General features: G+C 65.4%; 13 protein-coding genes and 1 pseudogene. 10 read left to right on the plus strand and 4 right to left on the minus strand.

Annotated elements, in window-relative coordinates; translation table 11 throughout:
• Positions 1-152: 152 nt before the first annotated feature.
• Positions 153-1,424 (minus strand): HAMP domain-containing sensor histidine kinase, encoded by a 1,272-nt coding sequence (locus tag ACH413_RS33305; RefSeq protein WP_360047675.1) that lies wholly within the window; start codon positions 1,422-1,424, stop codon positions 153-155.
• Positions 1,425-1,610: 186 nt separating this feature from the next.
• On the opposite strand from ACH413_RS33305, the gene ACH413_RS33310 reads away from it, so the two are divergent.
• From ACH413_RS33310 to ACH413_RS33325, 4 genes are read left to right on the plus strand one after another with little or no spacing between them, the layout of a single operon-like run.
• Complete coding sequence (locus ACH413_RS33310) at positions 1,611-2,819, plus strand: sn-glycerol-3-phosphate ABC transporter ATP-binding protein UgpC (protein WP_360047676.1); 1,209 nt, start codon at positions 1,611-1,613, stop codon at positions 2,817-2,819.
• Positions 2,816-4,102 (plus strand): ABC transporter substrate-binding protein, encoded by a 1,287-nt coding sequence (locus ACH413_RS33315; RefSeq protein ID WP_360047677.1) that lies wholly within the window; start codon positions 2,816-2,818, stop codon positions 4,100-4,102. The genes ACH413_RS33310 and ACH413_RS33315 overlap by 4 nt, the downstream gene beginning before the upstream one ends.
• Entirely contained in the window at positions 4,099-5,424 is a 1,326-nt protein-coding gene (locus ACH413_RS33320; RefSeq protein WP_360047679.1) for an ABC transporter permease subunit, read from the plus strand. Before ACH413_RS33315 ends, ACH413_RS33320 begins: the two co-directional genes overlap by 4 nt.
• On the plus strand, positions 5,421-6,332 hold the full coding sequence (locus ACH413_RS33325; RefSeq protein ID WP_360047681.1) for a carbohydrate ABC transporter permease: 912 nt from the start codon (positions 5,421-5,423) through the stop codon (positions 6,330-6,332). The genes ACH413_RS33320 and ACH413_RS33325 overlap by 4 nt, the downstream gene beginning before the upstream one ends.
• 43 nt (positions 6,333-6,375) lie before the next feature.
• Here ACH413_RS33325 and ACH413_RS33330 read toward each other — a convergent pair whose 3' ends face one another.
• Positions 6,376-9,420, minus strand: coding sequence for a BTAD domain-containing putative transcriptional regulator (locus tag ACH413_RS33330; protein ID WP_360047683.1), 3,045 nt, complete (start codon positions 9,418-9,420; stop codon positions 6,376-6,378).
• Between the two features lie 183 nt (positions 9,421-9,603).
• The gene (locus ACH413_RS33335) at positions 9,604-10,299 is read right to left on the minus strand and encodes a response regulator transcription factor (protein WP_360047685.1); all 696 of its coding nucleotides are present in this window, start codon (positions 10,297-10,299) and stop codon (positions 9,604-9,606) included.
• Positions 10,300-10,634: 335 nt separating this feature from the next.
• On the opposite strand from ACH413_RS33335, the gene ACH413_RS33340 reads away from it, so the two are divergent.
• Positions 10,635-11,270: a LuxR C-terminal-related transcriptional regulator gene (locus tag ACH413_RS33340; protein WP_360047748.1), complete on the plus strand. Its 636-nt coding sequence runs from the start codon at positions 10,635-10,637 to the stop codon at positions 11,268-11,270.
• Between the two features lie 190 nt (positions 11,271-11,460).
• On the opposite strand, the gene ACH413_RS33345 is transcribed toward ACH413_RS33340, so the two are convergent.
• On the minus strand, positions 11,461-11,724 hold the full coding sequence (locus ACH413_RS33345) for a hypothetical protein (protein WP_360047752.1): 264 nt from the start codon (positions 11,722-11,724) through the stop codon (positions 11,461-11,463).
• Here ACH413_RS33345 and ACH413_RS33350 point away from each other — a divergent pair.
• From ACH413_RS33350 to ACH413_RS33370, 5 genes and pseudogenes are all read left to right on the plus strand, one after another.
• Positions 11,660-12,544 (plus strand): DUF2199 domain-containing protein, encoded by an 885-nt coding sequence (locus tag ACH413_RS33350; RefSeq protein ID WP_360047750.1) that lies wholly within the window; start codon positions 11,660-11,662, stop codon positions 12,542-12,544. The two genes, ACH413_RS33345 and ACH413_RS33350, sit on opposite strands and share 65 nt — an antisense overlap.
• 373 nt (positions 12,545-12,917) lie before the next feature.
• The gene (locus ACH413_RS33355) at positions 12,918-13,259 is read left to right on the plus strand and encodes a WXG100 family type VII secretion target (RefSeq protein ID WP_360047686.1); all 342 of its coding nucleotides are present in this window, start codon (positions 12,918-12,920) and stop codon (positions 13,257-13,259) included.
• Between the two features lie 47 nt (positions 13,260-13,306).
• Entirely contained in the window at positions 13,307-13,603 is a 297-nt protein-coding gene (locus ACH413_RS33360; RefSeq protein ID WP_360047688.1) for a WXG100 family type VII secretion target, read from the plus strand.
• Positions 13,604-13,795: 192 nt separating this feature from the next.
• The gene (locus ACH413_RS33365; RefSeq protein WP_360047690.1) at positions 13,796-14,440 is read left to right on the plus strand and encodes a hypothetical protein; all 645 of its coding nucleotides are present in this window, start codon (positions 13,796-13,798) and stop codon (positions 14,438-14,440) included.
• A gap of 142 nt (positions 14,441-14,582) precedes the next feature.
• A pseudogene (locus ACH413_RS33370) lies at positions 14,583-16,224 on the plus strand (hypothetical protein); the annotation flags it as partial.

Here is a 16,224-nt window from a genome sequence, read left to right on the forward strand (position 1 = left end):
TCGCTCACACCTCTTCCAGAGCGGCGGGCACCTTCCTGGACGCACGCTCGCCGGGGCCCGGCCTATGCTCACACACGGCGGGGCGTGCGCTCGCGTCGAGAACACGTGGCGTCCCCGTGTCGCCTGTCGGATGCGATGCCACGCGCGGGTTGTCAGCGCTCTCGGTGCCAGAGCCGCCACGCGCGTGGGCCTGTCTCGAGTTTTGGTCTTTTCGCCTCACTGAAGCGCAACCTGATCCGTGCGCCGCCCAGTCTGCCGCGTTCCACGTGGAGGGATCCGCCGGTCGATTCGGCTGCGGAGCGCGCTATCGCGAGTCCCAGTCCGGTCGACCCTCCTCCACTGTGCCCGCGCCGCACCACGTCCACGGGACTGGAGATACCGTGGCCACCGTCCTCGACCGCGAGCGTGATCCAGCCTTCGTGCACAACAACCTCGACCGCGATGGAGGATCCCTCGGGAGTGTGTTGGAAGACGTTGTCCAGCACAGTGTCCACCGCCGCGGCGAGTACGTCAGCCTCCAGCTCGACCGGCATCGACCGGTTGGGCACGGAGGACTCGCACCACCGGTGCTGATCTTCGGCGCGCACGGCCCAGAACTCCATCCGCGCCCGCACGACCGCCGAGAGATCGCAGCTGGGCGAACGGGTCTGCTCGGTCGGCCGCAGTGACTTGATGATCAGATCCACGTCGCGGTCCAGAGTGCGCACCGCGCTGCGGATCCGGTTCGCCACCACGCTATCGTCGAGCTTCTCGACATCCAGCCGCAATGCGGTCAAAGGTGTGCGCAGCCGGTGCGAGACATCGGCGATCATCTCCCTTTCGTTCTCCATCAGGAGGTCCGCGCGATCGGCTGCCTCGTTGACCGCCGCGATGAGTTCGGCGAGTTCGGGTGAACCGGTAGCGCGGCTGAGCTTGACACCGGTCCGCACGGCCTTGGCGACCGTCCAGACGTCCTGCAGCAGGGGCGCGAACCTCCTGCGGCACAGCAGGACCGCCATGAGGCACACGATCACCGCAACAGCGGCGAGCAGCCCGATCTCCACCACCGTCGTGGTGCCAACCACCGCCGCGGAGCTCGTCAGTTCGACGACGGCACGGCCCGGCAGCACTCGCCAAGATGACGGAGCCGGCGCGCCTGTTGTCATCGCGGCCACCTCCGCCTGGGTGGCCCGGCCCGAACCGATGACGTCGCCGCTGATGAGGTGAACGGCGATCCTGCCGTCCGCCCCGGCCCTGGTACGCGCTACCGCTGAGCGAAGATGATCCGGGTCGGTGGTCACCGCTGCGACTGCCGCCACCGTCGTGATGTCCTGGCGGTCGGCCGCAGAAGCTTCTCGGACGTCGTCCAGGAGCAGGAGAGCGGATGCCGCGCACACGACTGTCAAGGCGACGAGGCCTGTCGCCAGGAACAGTTGTCTCGTCATTTCGCGCTTCATCGCGATGCCGCCGGCTCAGAGGACATACCCGGAGCCTATGCGCCCGTTAACACTTCGTCTTCTCCGTGTTGCGAATGGGTTGAACCGTGTTCCGTGCTTAAGGGTCTATTAAGGAACGCCCGTCTACCTTTCTCTCACCGACCGCTCCGGTCGGTGAGAGAACGAGGAGAAGGTGTGGCTGAAGTAGTCCTCACCGGGCTCGGCAAGGCGTACGCGGACGGCACCCGCGCCGTGGAAGATCTCAACCTCGACATCCGTGACGGCGAGTTCCTGGTCCTCGTCGGCCCGTCTGGTTGCGGCAAGACCACGGCGCTGAGAATGATCGCGGGTCTCGAGCACGTCAGCGAAGGCACCATCCGGATCGGCGAACGTGTCGTCAACGATGTTCCCTCACGGGATCGTGACGTCGCAATGGTCTTCCAGTCCTATGCGCTCTACCCGCATCTCAACGTCTACGACAACATCGCTTTCGGCCTGACGTTGCGCAAGCTGTCGAAGGAGAAGATCGACGAGCGCGTACGTGAGGTCGCGGAGGCGCTGGAACTTTCCGAGCACCTGGATCGCAAGCCCCGGAACCTCTCCGGAGGCCAGCGGCAGCGAGTCGCCATGGGTCGTGCGATCGTGCGCGCTCCGCAGGTGTTCCTCATGGACGAGCCACTGTCCAATCTGGATGCCAAGCTGAGAGTGCAGATGCGCGCTCAGATCGCGAGGATCCAGCGTGATCTCGGCGTGACGACTGTCTACGTGACGCACGACCAGACCGAGGCGATGACCCTCGGCGACCGCGTGGCTGTGCTGAAACGTGGTGTGCTGCAACAGGTCGGACCGCCGCAGGAGCTCTACGACCGGCCGGTGAACCTGTTCGTCGCCGGTTTCGTCGGATCGCCTGGGATGAACCTGGTGACGGCGCGGCTGGACAAGATAAACGGACGGTACTGGGCGTCGTTGAACTCCGACGCGTTGCTGGTACCGGACTCCGTGGTGCACGCGCGTCCTGCTCTCGCCGACTACGCCGGCCGCGAAGTGATCCTCGGGATTCGGCCGGAGGACATGGAGGACGCTTCCCTCGCCGCCGCAGAGGAAGGGCAGCTCCTGCACTCCGTGGCCGATCTGGTGGAGGCGATGGGTTCCGACGTGCTCGTGCACCTACCGATCGACGCACTTCCGGTGAACACGGAAGACACCCGCCTGCTGGCGGAGGACGCGGGTACCGCGGATCTGCCGGCGCCGTCCAAGGGAACTGTTCTGGTCGGACGGTTCTCACCCCGTACCAACGTCTACGAGGGCCAGCAGATCGCGGTGTGGGTCGACACCTCGCGCCTGCACTTCTTCGACCCGGTGACCGGCTCATCGATCTGGACCACTTCAGGAGAACAGCTATGAGAATCCTCGGAATCACAGTGATCGCCACAGTGCTCTCGGTGGCCGGGTGTTCGGGTGGCGCGCCTTCCCAGGACGACCTCCGCGGACAGACGGTGGAGGTCGTCGGCACCTGGTCCGGTGACGAGCAGGCGCGCTTCGACCAGGTCGCCGAGAAGTTCGAGGAGAAAACCGGCGTCGAGGTGAAGTACACGCCGGCGGGTGACGAGTTGCCGACCGTGCTGGAGACCCGCCTGCAGGGCGGCACGGCGCCGAACGTCGCTCTGGTGGCCCAGCCTGGTCTCGTCGCGCGGTTTGCCGCCGATGGCAAGCTGAAGCCGGTCGCTTCGAGCGTGGCCACTGCGGTCGAAGCGAACTACGCCGGGGTGTGGAAGCAGCTCGGCAGTTTCAACGGGCAGCTCTACGGTGTCTACTTCAAGTCTGCCAACAAGTCGACGGTCTGGTACAGCGACGCCGCGTTCGCATTGGCGGGAGTCGGCGTGCCGAAGACCTGGGAAGAGTTCCTCGCGGTAGCGGGCACGATCTCCGAAACTGGAACCGCAGGGGTGTCCGTCGCCGGTGCCGACGGGTGGACGCTGACGGACTGGTTCGAGAACGTGTACCTGCGCACCGCCGGACCCGAGAACTACGACAAGCTCAGCAGGCACGAGATCCCGTGGACCGACCCGACCGTGCGCGTTGCGCTGCAGGCACTGGCCCAGCTTTTCGGTGCCCCGCAACTCGTCGAGGGTGGATCAGCGGGCGCTCTGCAGACGGAGTTCGCGAAGTCGGTCACCAACGTGTTCGGCAGTCAGCGGAACGCCGCCATGGTGTTCGAAGGTGACTTCGTGTCGGGCGTCATCTCGGCCAACACTTCCGCGAACCTGGGAACGGAAGCGAAGTTCTTCCCCTTCCCATCGGTGGCCGGCAGCAAGGACGCCGTGGTCGCCGGCGGTGACATGGCAGTGCAGTTCAAGGACGACGCGGCCACCACCGCGTTCATGGAGTATCTCGCTTCCGCCGAAGCCGCCGAGGTGTGGGCCGGAATCGGGGGGTTCCTGTCCCCCAACAAGAATGTGTCTGCGGCTGTCTACCCCGATGACGTGACCCGGGAGCTCGCTCAGCAGCTCGTGAAGGCCGGGGACAACGTGCGCTTCGACATGTCCGACCTCGCTCCCGCCGCGTTCGGCGGAACGAAGGGTGCGGGGGAGTGGAAGGCGTTGCAGGACTTCCTGGCGAACCCGGCGAGCATCGACGCGACGATGCAGCGGCTGGAAGCCGAGGCAGTGAAGGCGTTCACCGCATGACGACGGCCGTCAAGCCTTCGCGAAGGCGCGTGCGGCCTGACCCGATTCCAGGCCGATCACCGCGGCACGCGATCCCGTTCCTGCTGCCGGGACTGCTGCTGCTCGCGGCGCTGCTCGTGTACCCGTTGCTGTACTCGGTCGTGCGCAGCTTCTTCGATCGCTCAGGTGATGAGTTCGTTGGCCTGAGCAACTACGTGAACCTGTTCACCGACCAACGAACGCTGACGGCCTTCAAGAACAACGTCATCTGGGTGGTGGTGGCGCCGGCTGTGGTCACCAGTCTCGGACTGGTGTTCGCGGTGCTGACCGAGAGAGTGCGATGGGCGACGGCGTTCCGCGTGGTGCTGTTCACGCCGATGGCTATTTCGCTGTTCGCCTCCGGAATCATCTTTCGGCTCGTCTACGACGAAGACCCGGACAAGGGCATCGTCAACGCGGTCGCGGTCGGCGTTCACGACTTGGTCTCTGCGCCCTCGCCGTACCCCGGCGCACGTCCGCGAGAGGGCACACCACTCGTTGCGACACCAGGCGGCTTCACCACGACCACCTCGTCGTACCGGCCGGGCGACGTCATCACCATTCCTGTGGTGGGTTTCGCGGCGCAACAGCTTCCTGACGCCGCTGTGGGAGCGAAGGCACCTGCTTCGGTGCCGGGTGAACTTCGCGGCACGGTGTGGCTGGACGTGTCCGCGGGTGGTCTTGCGGCGAAGATGGACGCGGGCGAGCGCGGGCTACCGGGCGTCGCAGTAGAAGCCGTGGCTGACGGGGCAGTGGCCGCGCGCACCACAACGGGTTCCGACGGCACGTTCACCTTTCCGGACCTTGCCGATCGTGACTACCTGTTGAGGCTGTCGCCGGAGAGCTTCGCGTTGCCCTTCCGAGGTGTGACCTGGCTGGGACCCGTCCTGATCACGCCGGTGATCATCTCATCCTGGATCTGGATCATGACCGGCTTCGCGATCACCTTCATCGCCGCAGGACTGGCGGCCATCCCGAGGGATGCGCTCGAGGCGGCGAGAGTGGACGGTGCGACGGAGTGGCAGGTGTTCAAGCGGGTGACGGTGCCGTTGCTGGCCCCGGTGCTGCTGGTCGTGTTCGTCACGCTGGTGATCAACGTGCTGAAGATCTTCGAGCTCGTGTTCGTCATCGCACCGGGTTCGGTCCAGGAGGAGGCGAACGTGCTGGCGCTGCAGATGTGGCAGGTCTCGTTCGGTTCCGGTGGTGACCAGGGAACGGGTAGCGCGCTCGCCGTGCTGCTGTTCCTACTGGTCGCACCCGCGATGTTGTTCAACATCCGCCGATTCCGACGGGAGCAGATGTGAGCACTTCGGTTGTCGAAGAGCGTCGGGTCATCGACTTGAGCGTGTCAGGGGCTCCGGCCAGAGGTGTGCTGTCGCGCGCTGTGGCAGGCCTGGGCAACGGTGTGGTCCAGGTCGTGCTCGCACTGGTCGCCCTGTTCTGGCTGATGCCGGTGTTCGGCCTGTTCATCGCGTCGTTTCGCGGCGAGCGGGCGAACAGCGAGTCAGGTTGGTGGACGATCTTCACCAAGCCCGCCGATCTGACACTGGACAACTACGTCGACCTCATGGGCAACGCGACTGTGCTGCAGTCGTTTCTCAACACGGTTTACATCACCGTGCCCTCAACGGTTCTCGTGGTCGTCCTTGCGGCGCTCGCGGCGTACGGTCTTTCGTGGATCGAGTTTCCCGGCAGGATCTGGCTCACTGTAGTGGTTGTCGCGCTACTGGTGATGCCGGTGCAGGTCGCGTTGATCCCCGTCGCGAAGCTGTTCGGTGCGTTGGACTTGTTCGGCACGATCACGGGTGTGGTGGCGTTCCACGTCGCCTTCGGCCTGCCGTTCGCGATCTTCCTTCTGCGCAACTTCTTCAGCGGGATCCCCAAGGATCTGGTCGAGGCGGCGAGGATGGACGGCGCGACGGAATGGGTGATCTTCCGGAAGGTCGTTCTCCCGGTCGCGAAGCCGGCGCTCGCCTCGCTGGCGATCTTCCAGTTCCTGTGGGTCTGGAACGATCTACTGGTGGCACTGATCTTCGCAGATCAGGACTCGGCGCCGATCACCGTCGCTCTGAGGGGACAGCTGCGTCAGTTCGGCACCAACATCGACCTGCTGGCCAGCGGTGCCTTCTTGTCCATGGTGGTACCGCTGGGCGTGTTCCTGATCTTCCAGCGGTACTTCGTGCAGGGCGTGCTGGCAGGGTCTACCAAGTAGGTGTCGGTGCCCGGCCGTGACAGTGCCCGGCCGGGCACCGGTCTCATCGCGGCTGCATCGGAGGGAACTTGATCAGCCAGTGAATGGTTCCGAGTGAGTTGGTGACCTTGTCGGCTCGATGGAAGATCTCCTCGCAGGCGGCGTGCCAGTCGTGGTCCGGCTGGTCGACGGCCAGCAGCGCATCGAGGTCCGTCAGGATCGCGTCCCGGTCGCGACCCGAGGGGTCCAGGTCTGCGGCCGACCAGGTCTCCGCCAGTTCGGCCCGAAGTCGGTGCAGAGCCTCCCGTTGCACCTGCTCGGCTCGGTCGGAGTCGTCGGCGGCGAAGAGGACACGGCCGAACTGGATCATTTCGATGGTCAGCTGTCCCCGCAGGCTCGCCGCGTAGTTGGGCCCGACGAAGTCGTCGTAGCCGCGCTTGATCCTCAGGACCTCCTCCATGAACGGAACGGCGGCGCGGAAGTCGCCCAGGTGTGCGTGCGAACAGGCGATCAGCGTTAGCGCGATGGTCAGATCCTCCCGTTGTCCCAGTTCGAGATTGCGGTCACAGGCGACGTGTGCGGCGTTGATGGCCTCCTCGTACCGTTCTTGCTGGAACAGGCACTCCGCAGTGAGGCTCAGCAACGCGCATTCGAGATCAGGTGGGGTCTTGTGGCCCAGGAGTCGCCGTGCCCGCTCGATCCTGTCGATCGCGGCCTCGGTCCGTCCGACGGTGGCCAGTACTCCGACCGCCTGGCGAAGGGTGTAGCCCTCTGCCGCCGGATCACCGGCTTCCGAGAACGCATTCGTGGCATTGTCCAGGTGCTGCATGCAGGTGTCTATGTCGTTGTGCCACCACGCGGCACGGGCGAGCCCCCGGTACGCATAGCCGATACCGCATCGGTCTCCAGTCCGCTGTGCGGCGCGCAGAGCGATCTCGTTGCACGTCTTGAGATCATCGATGCGGCCGGACTGGTCGAGATAACGCCGCAGGAACCAGGCGAGGTGCCAGGCGTGTTGTTCGAATCCGGTCTCCGTGGCACGACGGATGATGCCCAGCATGTTCTCGTAGGTGACGTCGAACATGGCGACCGCGGATCGTTCGTCGAATACCCTGGCCGGAAGCACTCCGGGGGAAACGTCGAGCGGCGCCGGGCAGTCCGTGGTGCGGGGATCCATCGCCGCAGTGCCGGCCTTCGCGAGCAGGAGGTAGTGGTCGAACAGCCGGTGCTGCGCCGCTCGGATCTCGTCGGCGTTCTCGTTGTCCTCGAGCACCTCCCGGGAGTAGTCCCGGAGGAGGTCGTGCCAGCTGTACCTTCCCCGCTGCGGAACCAGCAGACAGGCACCGGTCAACTCCTGTACCAGCGAGGTCGCCTGCCTCAGCGGCACTGCGACGAGGCTGGCCGCTGTGCGAGGTGAGAACTCGGCTCCAGGAAGGAGCGAGAGGCGCCGGAACAGTTGGGCGGCCTCAGTTGTGAGCGCGCGGTACGACCAGGACAACAGCGACCGCAGGTCGGTGCTCGGGTCGGCGGCGTCGAGTGCGTCGAGCCGGTTCTCCGCGTGGAGCGTGAGCTGTTGTATCGCATCGGAGAGCGGGAGCTCTGGGTTGTTGGCGATGCGTGCGCAGACCACGGCCAGTGCGAGCGGGAGCCGTGCGCACATGTCCGCGATCTCGCGGACGGCTGCGGGTTCGGCCGCGACCCTGCTCGCACCGAGCCGCGTTGCCATGAGCTCGGTGCTCTCCTTGTCGTCCATAAGATCCAGACTCAGCGCGTGCGCGCCGGTCGTGGCTATTAGACCGGTGAGCTCGACCCGGCTGGTGACGAGCGCGAGACAGTGCTTGCCTCCCGGCAGGAGCGGCAGTACCTGCGCGCTGGTCCGCGCGTTGTCGAGAAGAATGAGGACGCGTTGCTCGGCCAGCGCACTGCGGTAAAGCGCGGTGAGGGAGTCGATGCTGGTCGGTCGGCTCGTCGGGGACACGCCGAGCGCGTCGAGCAACTCGGTGAGAACCTCCGACGGTTGTCTGGCGACACCACCTGCTTCGAAGCCTCGGAGGTTGACGTACAGCTGTCCGTCCGGATAGGACGGTGCGGCTCGGTTCGCCCAATAGACGGCGAAGGTCGTCTTGCCGACGCCCGCGGTGCCGTGGACCACCACGACCTGAGGAGCCGGTTCGGCTTCGAGCCTCGAGGTGAGCTCGTGGATCTCGGCTCTCCTGCCGACGAACGAGGGCAGGGCGGCCGGCAGCTGCGCGGGACGGATCACCGAATGCGCGACGGTCGCGGTTGCCTCAGGTGCTGCTGGTAGCAGCGAGGCGTCGTCGTCGAGGACGCGTTCGTGCAGCGCCCGCAACGAAGGCGCTGGGTCCACGCCGAGTTCGTCGCGCAGTGTCACGCGCAGCCTCTCGAACACGGCGAGTGCCTCCGCCGGTCGGCCCTCGCGGTACAGAGCCAGCATCAGAAGTTCATGAACCCGTTCGCGGAGCGGTTCGGCCTCGGCGAGGGTTGTGAGCTCTTCCACGACCGCCGTGCTGTTTCCCAATTCGAGTTCGAGTTCGGCCAGTGTTTCGATCGATTGAACGCGGAAACGCCTTAGGCGTTGCCGTTCCGTCTCCGCCCACTCGCCGGGAAGCCCGGCGAGAGCGTCACCCACCCATTCGCTGGTCGCTTCGCGTAGCAACGCGACCGCCTGCCGGAGATCGTTGCCGGCCTTGGCCTCGGCGGCGGCTTGCCGCGCCGCGAGAAATCGCCCCAGGTCTGACGCGTGGTCGTCGATCTCGAGCTGATAGCCGTTTCCGTTCGAGCGCAATGGGTTCCGCGCACCGGTGGCGTCGTCGAGCACGCGACGCAGACGGTGCACGTAGGTTCGCACCGTGCCGCGCGCCGCCTGCGGTTCCCGCTCACCCCACAGCGCGGCGATGATCTCCGACACCTGTACGACCCTGCCGCGGGCCAAGGTCAGGACGGCGAGTGTCAACCGCTGTTGCGGTGAACCCGCGTCGAACTCCACGCCTTCGCGCCACCCCCGCACCGGCCCGAGTATGGAGAGCGCGAGACCTTCACCGATCGTGGGAGTCTTCTCACTTGTTCCCGGCAGGTTGAACGCGGCCATTCGGGCATGTTACGACCGGATGGGCCGTTCGCACGAACGCCATCTGGGCAGTATTCAGTGCGCGTTCCCCCGTCGGGACCACGAGAGGTGAGGAGATCGGCCGCGCTGTGCCGCTGTGGGAACGTCCTCCGATTCGGAAGGCAGGTCACTGCCGCGACCTGCGACATGGTGTGTGCGACGCGGTCAGATCGCTCCGACCCGCAGTGCGTAGGAGACGGCGTGTGCGCGGTTGTGCAGCCGGAGGCGCACCAGCATGTCTTGGAGGATCTTCTTGATCGTGCGCTCCGAGTAGTTCAGCTTTGTGGCCACCTCGGAGGTCTCGTCTCCTTCGGCGATGTACTTGAGCACCTCGACTTCGCGTGGCGTGAGGCCGCCCGGAGCCAGGTCCTGCGAGGCCAGCACGTCCCGCTGGCCGAATCGGACCTCGTCCAGCAACCAACGCGTGAGCTGGCCGGGCAGAACGGCTTCGCCCCGCGCGCAGGCGAAGATCGCGCGGATGACACGCCGCGGAGTGGCGTCTTGGTGTGCCAGCACGCAGACGACTCCGGCGCGGAACAGGCGAGGCAGGTACCGGCGTTGCAGTCGTCCGCTCACCAGCACGATCCGCTGGTGGGGGCGGGTAGCCGCGTCTGCCAGCGCGGTGAGCTCGTCGACGAAGGCGTCGTCGATCACTTCAGCGACGGCTAGCACGATGTCGGAGCGGTGCCTGTCCGCAGCGTCCAGGATCTGTGCACCCTGCGTGTTTCGCAGCGCGTGCAGCACCGCTGCGACCGAGTCCAGGTTCGCGGACAACCACCCGATCGAGATGTTGTTGTCCGCGGCGGGAGCACCAGCCGCGGCCTCGAGCAGCCTGGCACCGGCAAACCTCGAAACGTCCATGACGTCGCACCTCCGTCTCGCTACGCGTGAAGTACAGCAGTGGGCTGTCAACGTTCTGTTGATGTCCCATGAACGTGGCAAGGCAGACGTCAACGGTGTCGACTCGCCGTTGTGAGCTGTGGTTTTCGCTGTCCTGTCCGGTGCCGTCGGGCTAATCCTGAGGGTTCTTCGCATCTTGGTCGGACGGTTGCCCGCAAGCCGTCCACGCCGCCTTCCGTTCGTTGACAGCACGTCGACGACGCGTTGACAGACCTGTGTTGTCCTCTGCCATGGAATAGCTGGCCGGTTGGAGGGTTGTGATGAGTTCACAAGCAGCGGCAGGAGTCTTGCCTGAGGTGGCTGTTCGGGTAGCCGTGTCGGTGCTGGCGGGCGACGCGCGGTTGGCGGGAGATCTGACGACCGCACTGTCCGCGACTCAGGAGATTGGCGTGCTGGCGGCGGCTGAGTTCGCTGCTGCGGACGTGGTCGTGGTGCTGGCCGAGTTGATGACCGATGCCGTGGTCGACGAGTTGGTGGCGCGGGCGCGGACGGACGAGAACATCGGACAGCGGATCGTTTTGATAGCGGGTCCGCTGCGTGAACGGCACCTGCCACGGCTCTTCGGTGCCGGAGTGGTGACCGTGCTTCCTTACCGTGAGGTGACCTCCGCTCAGGTGGTGAGGGCGGTACTGGTCAGTGCCGCCGGACGGTCGCTCGTCCCAGACCTGCTCGTGCGCTGGCTCGTCGACGAGGTGCGGTCCTCTCAATGCGATCTGCTGGTGTCGCAGGGGATGCGCGCGGGTGGACTGGCGGTGAGGGAGGTGGAAGTGCTTCGGCGACTGGCCGACGGGTACGACACCAATCGCATCGCGAGTGAGTTGAACTACTCGGAGCGCACGATCAAGAAGATCATTCAGGACGTGATGAGCCGCTTGCGGCTGCGTAACCGTGCGCATGCGGTGTCGTACGCGATGCGCGTTGGTGCGATCTGAGCAGTTCTGAATAAATGACGGGAAGCGGCAGGATCGGGACGTGACCGTGGGTCTCCGATGTTCCGAGATTCGCGGTAGTTCCGGATTCTGATGAACTGACTAGGAGATGAGGCTCATGCGGGGCAGTGGGACCACGCTTTTCGGCGCCGAGATCGCTGCGCTCACGTACGGATTCGCCTCGACCGCGGGGTCAGTCGACTACGAGATGAGCGAGAACGGCGTTCTTCTGGGCGTCTCCGAAGGCCCAGATGGTGAAGACGTCGATGCGCGCTCGCGTTCTCGTGAGACGGCGTGAGCAAGCCGGAACCCGGTACGAACGGGACTGATCGGACCACCCGGTGACCACCGAGGCGGCGAACTCGTCGACGCAGCGAAACACGCCGTCCGGAGTGACGACACCGCCGGCGGAGCAATGCGCCTGCTGCGGCACCGCGATCAGCAACCCTGCTCGCATCGACCTCACCACTCCTCTTCCCGACGGTGTGGTCCCGGTGAAATCGACCGATCCGAACGCCGCCTTTCTGCGGCTGGAGACCGGGCAGGCGTTCATCCGATGCTTCCTGCCGGTGCAGTTGAGCGGCGGCACCGTGCTGATGTACATGACCTGGATGGAGCTCGTTCAGGAGGACTTCGCCCGCGCGACGACCGCGTGGCGTGATTCCTCGTGGAACGACGTCGTCCTGTACGGCAGGCTGGGCAACGACCTCAGACCGTGGACCGAGCCGTTGCGCGGAGCCGAGGTGGTGGCCACGGTCCGTGCCGCCGATGAGCCTCCGACGATCATGAACACCGATCATCCGATGCTCCGCCGGATGCTGACCGAGACCTGGGACCGCGAAGCCGTGCTGAGCTGGTTTCCCGATCCGTTGCCCGTCGCGATCCGTGTCCGGGTCAGCAGGCACTGGAGCATCGAGCGCGGCGAGGGCATGGCGGCAGGCCTCGACAAGGCGAACTGGATGTTCGGCGCGCCTGGCCGATCGGTGTTCGTCGACGTGCTGCCGGACACTCGGCGACGCCCTCCTGCCGAATTTCTCCACGAGCTGCTCGCCGGCGCGCCCGAGGTATCTCGGGAACAGACCCTGGTCACGCCGTCCGACGACCACATCGTTCACGCGTTCTGGCTGGAGACGGTGGTCGACGGTCACCCTCAGCATGATTTCTACGCTCATGTCGTCCGGCAGGGCACGGCATTGAGCATCGGTGTCTTCCACAGCGACCCGGACGACCACAAGTGGGCCCTGCACGTGTTGCGCTCGGTCCGGTATCACGACTGAGGAACATTGTGCCCTCGCTTGCGATTTGAGACGTCAGCCGTTATGGCTCGAATTTCGGATTCATGCAGGTGAACCGCTGGTCGAGCCGAGGTGAACCGGACATGACGGACGCTACGCGGCTGTTGATGTCTGAAAGTGCACGAAACTGGGTTGTCTTCGGACATGCTGATTGCGTGAGCTGAGTCTCCCCTAGTAGCGTTTGAAATAAGGACTGGCGAACTTCTTGTTGTGGTGCCGTGTCCTCAGTGGGGCGCCGCGAGTGGCGACGCAGGTTGTTCATTCCCGTCTGTTTCAAATGGTGTTCGGGTTCTGCTGTTGGTCTCCAGGATGTCGGCTGGGGACTTCGTGATTATCAATGAGGAGTTGAGTAGCGATGTCTAGTCCCCAGACTTCGGTTACCCGGGAGGGAATGGAGGCCGCGGCGGCGCGGATGGAACAGACCCTGCGCATCGTCAGGTCTGAGCGCGATCAGGTCGAGGCCTCCATCGGCACGCTGTTCGGCACCTTCACCGGTAGTGCGGCCACGACCTACCGGCACGCGATGTCGAACTGGTTCAACAACGTCCAGGAGATCGAGACGGCGCTGGGCGAAATGATCAGGATCATGCACGAAGGCGCTGGCGTCGTCGGCAAGAGCGACATCGACACGGAAAGCGACGCCTCGGACGGCGCCGCGGCGATGGCCGGCCACATGGGCGGTCTCAACGGTCTGTGACCGGGGAATCACAGCGTGAATCGCACACTCCAGAAAGGGATCGAAGCATGAGCCAGCCCACGTACTCCTATAGCGGCAACATCAACGCCAGCGTCGCCGCGGAGATGATGGACGCCAACTCGCGGGTCAAGTCCGAGCTCGACCAGATGCATGCGGATCTGCAGGCGTCGTTGAGCTCTTGGCAGTCGCCCAGTTCCAAGCAGCAGTACGAGGCGCGGAAGGCACGCTGGGACAACGCCGCCAACGCGATGCCCGTGTCGTTGCAGGTCGCGTCGAACACGCTGCAGAACATCACGAACCGCATGGACAACACCGAGAAGGCCATCGCGGACAGCTGGAGTTGATCACGGGTGACTCGTCGGCTGTGACGGTCGTGTGTGCCCGTGTCCGTGTCTTATTCGCGGCTGCCGACCGCATCGACGCGAACCGTTCGGTCGGTTCGGTCGGCTCGTCACGAGTGTCACTCGACCAGACCGCAGGGTGAGGCCGGGTCAAAGCTGACCGTCCTCATTGGACGAAAGTAGGAGGTGCGTCAAATGGCTCGCGCTCACAACGGCGACTTCATGTCGGCATTCATCCACACGGACGCCAATGGTCGCCGGGTTTTCACAGATCCCAAAACCGGCGACACGCGCTTCCTCGACGACGGCCCAGCGCCGGCGAAGCCGGATCCCAACTGGACGCCCGATCCCAGCACGGCCAACAGCGATCCCTGGGACATCTACAAGGGTTCGATCCCACCCCTGCCGGATCCGCCGAAGGTACCCGGCGGTGTCGACAACCCCGGCAAGGACGTCAAGGTCATCAACGTCGATGCTGTCAAGTACTACGGCAACAGCCTCCGAGAGATGATTCCTGTGATCAAGGGCGCCATCACGGAGTTGGATGACCTCAACTCGTTCGAACCGGGCTATTTCGGCGTGGCGATGGACTTCAAGGCCAAGGTGTTCGGTGCCGGATCGTCCAGCGGAGGCGACGGAACCACGCTGATCGCCTCGACTCGGCAGGTGTTCGTCGAGGCTCAGATGATCGTCGAGGAAGTCGCTGCACGGTGTGATGACATCGTTCGCAAGTACAAGACGGCTGACCAACTCTCCAAACTGGACGCCGACGACTTCACTCAGATGGTGTCCAACGTGCAGTCCAAGGTCTCTGGCATGACCTTGGGTTCCGCCAGCTGATCAGCTTCGCGAGGACGACCGAGTCAGGCCCCGACAGCCGGGTGAAGTCGGTCACGTCACCTCCAAACAGTACGTCGTTCAGTGTCTGCCGGATGTTGTTGCCAGCCTGGCAGGCCTTCTCTTCAACAGGGGTGTGTGCGGGATGGCCGACGACATCAGCAACGGGTTGGCTGACAACAAGGCGTCTGATCTGAACAAGGACGGGTTCAGGACCGGCCCGAATGGCGGGCTCTTCCCGGACCCCGCCCACCTGTCCACCAACCACAGCGACTTCGAGAGCTGGGACTGGGTACGGATTCGGACGGCAGTCGTCGGCTATGCCTCGGCATCTTCCTCGGTCGTCTCGTCGGGCGGATTCGTCCAGCCGAGCGCCGACTCCATCCGCCGTGCCTCCGTGGTTCTGAACCGTGCGCGTGCCGCACTCCTCTACGTCGGTGACAACATCAGGTTGCAGACCGAGGCGCTCGCAGGTGAGAACGGAGCGTGGAAGGGCCCCGCTGCCGACGCCTTCCGCTCGATGAACCTGTTGTTCGCGGCGAAGCTCCACGCCAAGGCGGAGCAGATCAACGGCGGCGAGCTCGCCGGTCCGAACAACGTGCCTCGGCAGCTCTGGAACAGTGGCAACTTCCTGGAGTGGGCGCAGCAGAACATCATCCGGCTCGACAACGAGTACGCCAAGTACATCGCCGTCACCGGTGTCACGTTGAACAACGGTCTGGCCAAGATCGAGGGTGAGCTCGCGGCTCAGATGACCAATGCGATGAGGAGCGTCGTACGGATTCTCGCCGATCAGTACAGCTACAACACCAACAGCGTGACGCCGCCGAACCCGGCCGACTTCAAGGTGAATCCCAAACCGCCCGGACCCGGAGGCGGTGATGGACCCGGAGGTGGCGGACCGGACCTGTCGAAGCTCTCGAGCGCACTGATGGGGCCACCCCCCAGCGACGATCTTCCTGGGGGCAGCGGCAACAAGCCTCCGTCGCTGGGAGTTTCGCCACCCCCTGGTGCGGGTGGTGGCAGCGGCGTGGGCGCCCTGCCGAAGCCTCCGTCGTTGAACGTGTCCCCGCCACCCGGTGGTAGTGGCGGTGGTCTCGGCGAACTGCCTCCGCCTCCGTCGCTGGGAGTGTCGCCGCCTCCCGGTGTGGGTGGTGGCAGCGGCGTGGGCGCCCTGCCGAAGCCTCCCTCGTTGGACGTGTCCCCGCCTCCCGGCATCGGCGGCGCACTGCCGCCTCCGTCACTGTCCGCTTCAAGGCCTCCCGGTGCCATCGGCGGAGGTGGTGCGGGTGGCGGCAGCGGCGCAGGCGGTGGTATCGGTGTGCCGAACCCGCCGGCGTTGTCGGTGAAGCCACCTACTGGCAGCGGATCCGACGCGCCTGACGGCACCACTGCGCCGAAGCCTCCCTCGTTGGACGTGTCCCCGCCTCCCGGCATCGGCACCGGTGATGACCACCGCGGTGCGGCGGCGCCGCCCGGAATGCCGATGATGCCTCCGCCCGCGGGGATGGGTGGTCAGCCTGGTGGTGCGGCTGCGGAGCGGCCGGACTCGGCCGGGTTGCTCGGTGGGGTCGGCGAGCCCTGGGGCGCCGGTACCGCGCCGCTCAGCGGTGATCCGCAGGGGACCAATCCGCCTGCTGTGAAGCCGGAGGACTGGGCTGCCGGTCTGCCGGGAGGTGCTCCGGGTGTGTCGGCGCCGCCCGGAATGCCGATGATGCCTCCGCCCGCGGGGATGGGTGGTCAGCCTGGTGGTGCGGCTGCGGAGCGGCCGGACTCGGCCGGGTTGC

The sequence above is a fragment of the Lentzea sp. NPDC020367 genome, assembly GCF_044387305.1.
GTDB lineage: Bacteria > Actinomycetota > Actinomycetes > Mycobacteriales > Pseudonocardiaceae > Lentzea.

Coding starts and splice junctions, on each gene's coding strand:
- ACH413_RS33305 (WP_360047675.1), bottom strand. CDS start 1,424: ATGACGAGACAACTGTTCCTGGCGACAGGCCTCGTCGCCTTGACAGTC.
- ACH413_RS33315 (WP_360047677.1), top strand. CDS start 2,816: ATGAGAATCCTCGGAATCACAGTGATCGCCACAGTGCTCTCGGTGGCC.
- ACH413_RS33320 (WP_360047679.1), top strand. CDS start 4,099: ATGACGACGGCCGTCAAGCCTTCGCGAAGGCGCGTGCGGCCTGACCCG.
- ACH413_RS33330 (WP_360047683.1), bottom strand. CDS start 9,420: ATGGCCGCGTTCAACCTGCCGGGAACAAGTGAGAAGACTCCCACGATC.
- ACH413_RS33335 (WP_360047685.1), bottom strand. CDS start 10,299: ATGGACGTTTCGAGGTTTGCCGGTGCCAGGCTGCTCGAGGCCGCGGCT.
- ACH413_RS33345 (WP_360047752.1), bottom strand. CDS start 11,724: ATGCGAGCAGGGTTGCTGATCGCGGTGCCGCAGCAGGCGCATTGCTCC.
- ACH413_RS33355 (WP_360047686.1), top strand. CDS start 12,918: ATGTCTAGTCCCCAGACTTCGGTTACCCGGGAGGGAATGGAGGCCGCG.
- ACH413_RS33360 (WP_360047688.1), top strand. CDS start 13,307: ATGAGCCAGCCCACGTACTCCTATAGCGGCAACATCAACGCCAGCGTC.
- ACH413_RS33365 (WP_360047690.1), top strand. CDS start 13,796: ATGGCTCGCGCTCACAACGGCGACTTCATGTCGGCATTCATCCACACG.